This window comes from Streptomyces sp. 13-12-16, from assembly GCF_002114215.1.
Lineage (GTDB): Bacteria > Actinomycetota > Actinomycetes > Streptomycetales > Streptomycetaceae > Streptomyces.
The window spans coordinates 1-5,498 of sequence record NZ_NCTE01000855.1; the positions used below are offsets into that span (position 1 = coordinate 1).

General features: G+C 71.6%; 5 protein-coding genes. 1 reads left to right on the plus strand and 4 read right to left on the minus strand.

The features are described 5' to 3' along the window. The 4 genes from B7767_RS30515 to B7767_RS30530 all read right to left on the minus strand — a co-directional run. The coding region (locus tag B7767_RS30515; RefSeq protein WP_107486415.1) for an ATP-binding protein at positions 1-914 on the minus strand (914 nt) is incomplete at its 3' end. 363 nt (positions 915-1,277) lie between these two features. Then, on the minus strand, positions 1,278-2,489 hold the full coding sequence (locus tag B7767_RS30520; RefSeq protein ID WP_373408250.1) for a low temperature requirement protein A: 1,212 nt from the start codon (positions 2,487-2,489) through the stop codon (positions 1,278-1,280). A gap of 235 nt (positions 2,490-2,724) precedes the next feature. Beyond that, the gene (locus tag B7767_RS30525) at positions 2,725-3,540 is read right to left on the minus strand and encodes an SAM-dependent methyltransferase (RefSeq protein WP_085574971.1); all 816 of its coding nucleotides are present in this window, start codon (positions 3,538-3,540) and stop codon (positions 2,725-2,727) included. 52 nt (positions 3,541-3,592) lie between these two features. Next, a complete protein-coding gene (locus tag B7767_RS30530; RefSeq protein WP_085574972.1) occupies positions 3,593-4,468 on the minus strand; it encodes a helix-turn-helix transcriptional regulator in 876 nt (291 codons plus the stop codon). Between the two features lie 426 nt (positions 4,469-4,894). Here B7767_RS30530 and B7767_RS30535 point away from each other — a divergent pair, with 426 nt between their 5' ends. After that, positions 4,895-5,323 (plus strand): ATP-binding protein, encoded by a 429-nt coding sequence (locus tag B7767_RS30535; RefSeq protein WP_085574973.1) that lies wholly within the window; start codon positions 4,895-4,897, stop codon positions 5,321-5,323. Positions 5,324-5,498 lie beyond the last annotated feature (175 nt).

Genomic DNA, 5,498 nt, shown 5'->3' on the forward strand with positions numbered 1-5,498 from the left:
GTGACGGCCTCGGCCGCCAGAAGGCTTTCCGGCACTCGGATCACTGCGCGCACTCCGCCGTAGGGGGACACCGAACCGACGGAGACGGCGAAGCCGTACCGGGCGGCGAGCATGCCGCACACCGCGAACCCGAACCGGGGCGGGTCGCCGAGACCGGTGATGTCGACGGGGCCGTCGGCGGACAGCAGCGTCGCCGCCCGGTCCTTGGTCTCCTGGTCCATGCCCAGGCCGGCGTCGTCGACGATGAAGCACACACCCGTCGGCACGGCCTGGATGTTGACCTCGACCGGTGTACCCGGAGCGCTGTACGTGGTCGCGTTGTCCAGCAGCTCGGCCAGTACCACCGCCACCGGTTCGACGGCCTTGCTGGTGACGCCGACGCTCGCCTGCGCGTGGATGCTCACCCGGTTGAAGTCCTTGATGCGGCCCTGCGCGCTGCGGGCCACGTCGTAGACGGTCGCCACGCCCTCGCGCCGGCCCAGCCAGCCGCCGCACAGCACCGAGATGCCCTTGGCCCGGCGGCTGAACTGGCTGCCGGTGTGGTCCACCGACATCAGGTCCGCCAGCACCTCGGTGTCGTTGCCGTACTTCTGCAGCAGCCCGTCCAGCAGCAGTTGCTGCTCCTCGGCGAGCGACTGGAGCGTGCCCATCGCCGACTTCAGTACCGCCTTGGTCGACGACTCCGCGTCCGCCCGGACGTCCGCGAGGTCACCGCGGTGCTGGGTGTCCAGGGAGGCGATGTGCCCCTGGAGCTGGTCGATCCGGCCCTGGGAATGGCCCAGTTGCGTCTCCAGGTCCTTCCTCGTTCTTCGGAGCGCCAGATTGGTTCTCCGGGCCCGCTGCACTGCGAACACCGCAGCGACGAGCACCACAAGCAGGATCCACAGCAGCGGATCCCCGATCAATGACGTCATGAGACTCTCTTCAAGTCGCATCGCGCCGGGAGTGCGGCAGATCCGCGCATGCGTGGGACGGGTCCGGGCCGTCGAACGGCGCGGGCCTACGGCGGACCAAGCCTCAACTCCTCAGCGATGGGGCCTTAGAGACTGTCCCCCGTACGCGTTCATGACGCGCCGCCAGCCTGCTGAAAGTCCGATGATCTTATCAGCTCGGCCGCGGCAACCCGTCTGTCCCGGAGGTCACTTGGTGACCCTCACCAGACCCACACACCCTGCCGCCCCGGCGCCAACGGCACCTTGCGGCCGCGTGGACGGCACGGAAACGCGACGCCGACGCGCCGGTGGCCCTCGCGGACGGGCCCCCGGTCCCGCGGGCCGTCACCCCGTACCGAGGTCGCGCAGCATCCGCCGCTGGTGGCGGTGACCGACCGTCTCGTAGCCGACCACGGTGACGAACGGGGCGAGCATCACCACCAGCAGGCACACCGCCGTCCCCACCCCGGCGGCGGCGAGGAGCACCGCCGCGGCCAGGACCGCGAGGGTGAGCGAGATCAGCAGCAGATGGAACCTGTCCCCCGCGGACAGCAGCAGCGTGTGCAGCAGGTACACCATCAGCAGGTAGAGGCCGACCGGCAGCGCCAGCGACAGCACCACGGCGACACCGCCGATCCTCGCGTGGTGCTCCAGGTACAGGCCCGCCACGTGCAGCCCCGCGCCCGCGATGCCGATGAACAGCGGGATGTGACCGTAGCCGAAGAGGTACCCGCGCTGGCGCCGGTGGACCAGGACGGCGCCGAACGGGGTGGTGAAGTACACCCACCACATGCCGAAGGTCAGTCCCACACCGGCGACGACCAAGGCGACCGCGTTCGCGCTCCAGTCGGTCCCGGCCGCGCCGCCCAGGAGGTCACCGGACGAGGCGACGGTGCCGACGACGCCCTCGCCGAGCGTGATGATCGCGAACAGGCCGTACCGTTCCGCGACGTGGTGCGGGTGCCACGGCGTGCCGCCGGCCCGGCCCTGCGCGAGCAGCGGCAGGACCAGCTCCACGACCCCCAGCACGGCGAAGGCGGCGAACGCCACCGCGAGCGTCGGACTCGTGAACCCCACCACGATCCAGCCGAGCTGGACCAGCACGGTCCAGCGGATGTTCCGCGTCCCCACGTCGTGGAACGGGGGAGACTCGCGGGCCGCGCGCCACCACTGCAGCACCATGGCGACCCGCATCACGACGTACCCGATCACCATGGCGCGCAGCTCCAGGTGATCGCCCTCCCCGACCGAGTGGAACATCGCCGGCAGTCCGAGGGAGAACACGACGACACCGACCATCTGCACCATGGTCAGGACCCGGTAGTGCCAGTCGTCGGTGGCGAACGCGGAGGAGAACCAGCTGAAGCTGATCCAGGCGACGCTGATCGCGAACATCGCCAGGGTGAAGGCGCCGACGGCCTCCAGGGCGTGGCCCTCGGCGAGCATCTCGGCGAAGTGGGAGGCCGCGGTGCCCACCGCCACCACGAACGTCAGGTCGAACAGCAGCTCCAGGGGCGTGGCGGACCTGCCCGGTTCCTGCGGGTCACGGCCGGTCATCGGCTTCCGGCTGTGCGCCAGCCTGCCGCCGCCGGCCGGGCCGATGTGTTCGGGGTCACTCATGAGCAGCATGATGGCGCATGCGCACGGCGTCACCGCCGACATCGGCGGGCCCGGCCACCGGGATTCATCCGCGGCGCATCGGTGTCCGGGCCGGTGGCGGAGCGCTCCGGGTCCGGCGGTCCGCGTCCGCGCCGGAGCGTCCCGGCCCCCGGCGCGGACGCGGGCCGGGAGGCTACGGCTTGCGGGCGATCGCTCCGTACATCGCGATGTCCTCGTCGCGGATGCCCTGTTCACCGGTTCCGTCCGGGTGCCACTTGTGGACCTGGACGATGCCCGGCCCGACCAGGTCCAGGCCCTCGAAGAACTCGTGGGCCTCGTCGACGGTGCGCAGCCGCATCGGCATGCCGCGGGCCGCGTACTCGCGGGCCACCCGTCCCACCTCCTCGGGGGCGAAATCCGCGGTGCCGATCGTCATGGCCAGGTGGCTGCCCGGGGGGAGCGGCTCCAGCAGACGGCGGACGATGCCCACGGCGTCGTCCGCGTCGAGGACGAAGTGGACGATGGCGATGACCGTCAGGGCCACCGGCCGGTCCAGGTCGAGGGTCTCCCGCAGTTCGGGGGCGTCCAGGATGCTCGCCGGGTCGCGGAAGTCGGCCTCGATGTACGACGTCCTTCCCTCGGGTGTGCTGGCCAGGAGCCCCTGGGAGAGGGTGAGGACGATGGGGTCGTTGTCGACGTAGACCACGCGTGAGTCGGGAGCCACCGACTGGGCGATCTCGTGCAGGTTCGGGGAGGTGGGTATGCCGGTGCCGACGTCGAGGAACTGGCGCATCCCCGCTTCCTCGACGAGCCACCGGACCGCCCGGTTCATCCAGTCGCGGTTGGCGCGCATGTGGACGGGCAGGGCGGGCCACTCCCGGACCATGGCGTCGCCGGCCTCCTGGTCCGCCGGGTAGGAGTCCTTGCCGCCGAGGATGTAGTCGTAGATCCGCGCGGAGTGCGCGCTCCGGGTGTCGATGCGGTCGGCCGGCCATCCGTTCTCGGTCACCTTGGTGTCTCCTTCGCGGGTCGTGGTTCTGGGGCGGGGCGGGCGGCGCCGGTCAGAGGTCCTTGCGGATCCGGTCGAGCACGGCCTCGGTCCCGGTCGTGGGCGTCGCCTGGGCACCGGTCCGGTCGAGGGCCTCGCGGTACACCACGACGTCCTCGCCCTTGTCCAGGTAGACGGCGCCGACCAGGCCGTTGAGGTAGACGACGTCGGGCAGCTCGCGGGCCCGGAACCGGAAGAGCTGGAAGGACCCCGCACGCATGGCCGGGTGGGGGCCGCCGGCGAACGGCATGACCTGCAACGTCACCTGCGGCAGGCGGTGCAGTTCGATGAGGTGGCCGATCTGGGCCCGCATCACCTCCGGGCCCCCGACCGGCCAGCGGAGCACCGTCTCGTCCATCACCACCCACACCCGCGGTGGCGTCTCGCGGCTGAGCAGTTCCTGCCGGCGCATCCGCAGGGCGATCCGGCGCTCGGTGGCCTCCGCCGGGGCGTGCGGGTTGCCGGCGTTCAGCAGGGCGCGGGCGTACGCCTCCGTCTGCAGCAGCCCGTGGACGAACTGGCTCTCGTAGGCGCGGATCTGCAGGGCGGCCTGTTCCAGGCTGAGATAGGCGGCGAACCAGTCCGGCATGACATCGCGGTAGGTGTGCCACCAGCCCCGTTTGTTGGCCTCGCGGGCCGACTTCAGGAAGGTGTCGATCTCCTGCTGGTCGGTCACGCCGTAGACGCGGAGCAGCTTCTCGGCGTCGGCGAGCCTGAGCCGGGCCACCTTGGCGGCTTCCATCCGGCGGATCGTGGAGTGGCTGACCCCGATGGCGGTGCCCGCCTCCTCGTAGGTCAGACCGGCCCGGCCGCGTAACTCCTCGAGCTGTCTGCCGAGGATCATGCGCAGGACGGAAGGGGCACCGCCCCAGTCGGTCTCCGCGGTCACGCCGTGCCCCCTCACATCGGGTGTTCCGGGCTCACCGTCTCATGCGATCGCCCGGTACGGACACGTTCGATCACCCGATGACGGAAGCAGCATGCACGCGTCCGGTTGCAATTTTCAACTTGCCTGTTGCGAGCCGCCGTTGACGGGTGCCAGAGTGTCCGCACCGTACCCCGGCCCACTCAAGGGCCTTACTGTGCGGACCAGTTGACTGCGTCCGGTACATGACGGACCCCTGGTGCGCAGGCAGACGAAAGGCACACGGAGATGGCTCGGCTCCCCTTACCCAGGCCGCAGCACCACGCCGGGCACGAGCCCTCCTCCCCCGGACCGCCCGGAGGCGAGCCGACGGCTCCACTCCCCCAGCCGGACGGCCCCGGCCGTCTCGCCTCCGGGCCCCACAGGGCCGGACACCGTGCGGAGACCCACGTGTTCGACCTGCCGGCGACCCCCGCCTCGGTCCGTGCCGCCCGTGGCGGCGTGCGGGACCTGCTCACCGCGCGGGGCGTCGCCGACGAAGTGCGCGACAACGCTGTCATCGTGGCCTCGGAGCTCCTCACCAACGCGCTCGTCCACGCGGCCGGCGAACGGATCGTCTGCCGGCTGCACGTACTGGCGGACCGGATCCGCGTCGAGGTCGAGGACCAGGCCCGCGGCCCGGAGCTGCCCATGCTCCGCCGCCCCGGCCCCGACGACCGGAACGGACGCGGACTGCTCCTGGTCGACGCGCTGAGCAGCGACTGGGCGGTCACCCGCGCCCCGGGCCGGGCCGGACGTGTCGTGTGGGCCGAACTGGCCACCGGACGGCGGGCCCCGGCCACGGCACTGGGCGGCCCGGGTTCCTCCGCGGGACGATGACCGCGTCGAGCGGAACGGGGTCGTCCTTCGGGGCGCGCGGGCATCCGCGGCCGCCGTGGCCGGGAGGCAGGCGGGGCGGGTCCCGGTCCACGGGGTGACACGGTTCGGTGAGCATGCCGGGGAACGGAAGGCCGACGCGACCCGGACCCGGCCTCGGCGCGATACCCGGCCCCCT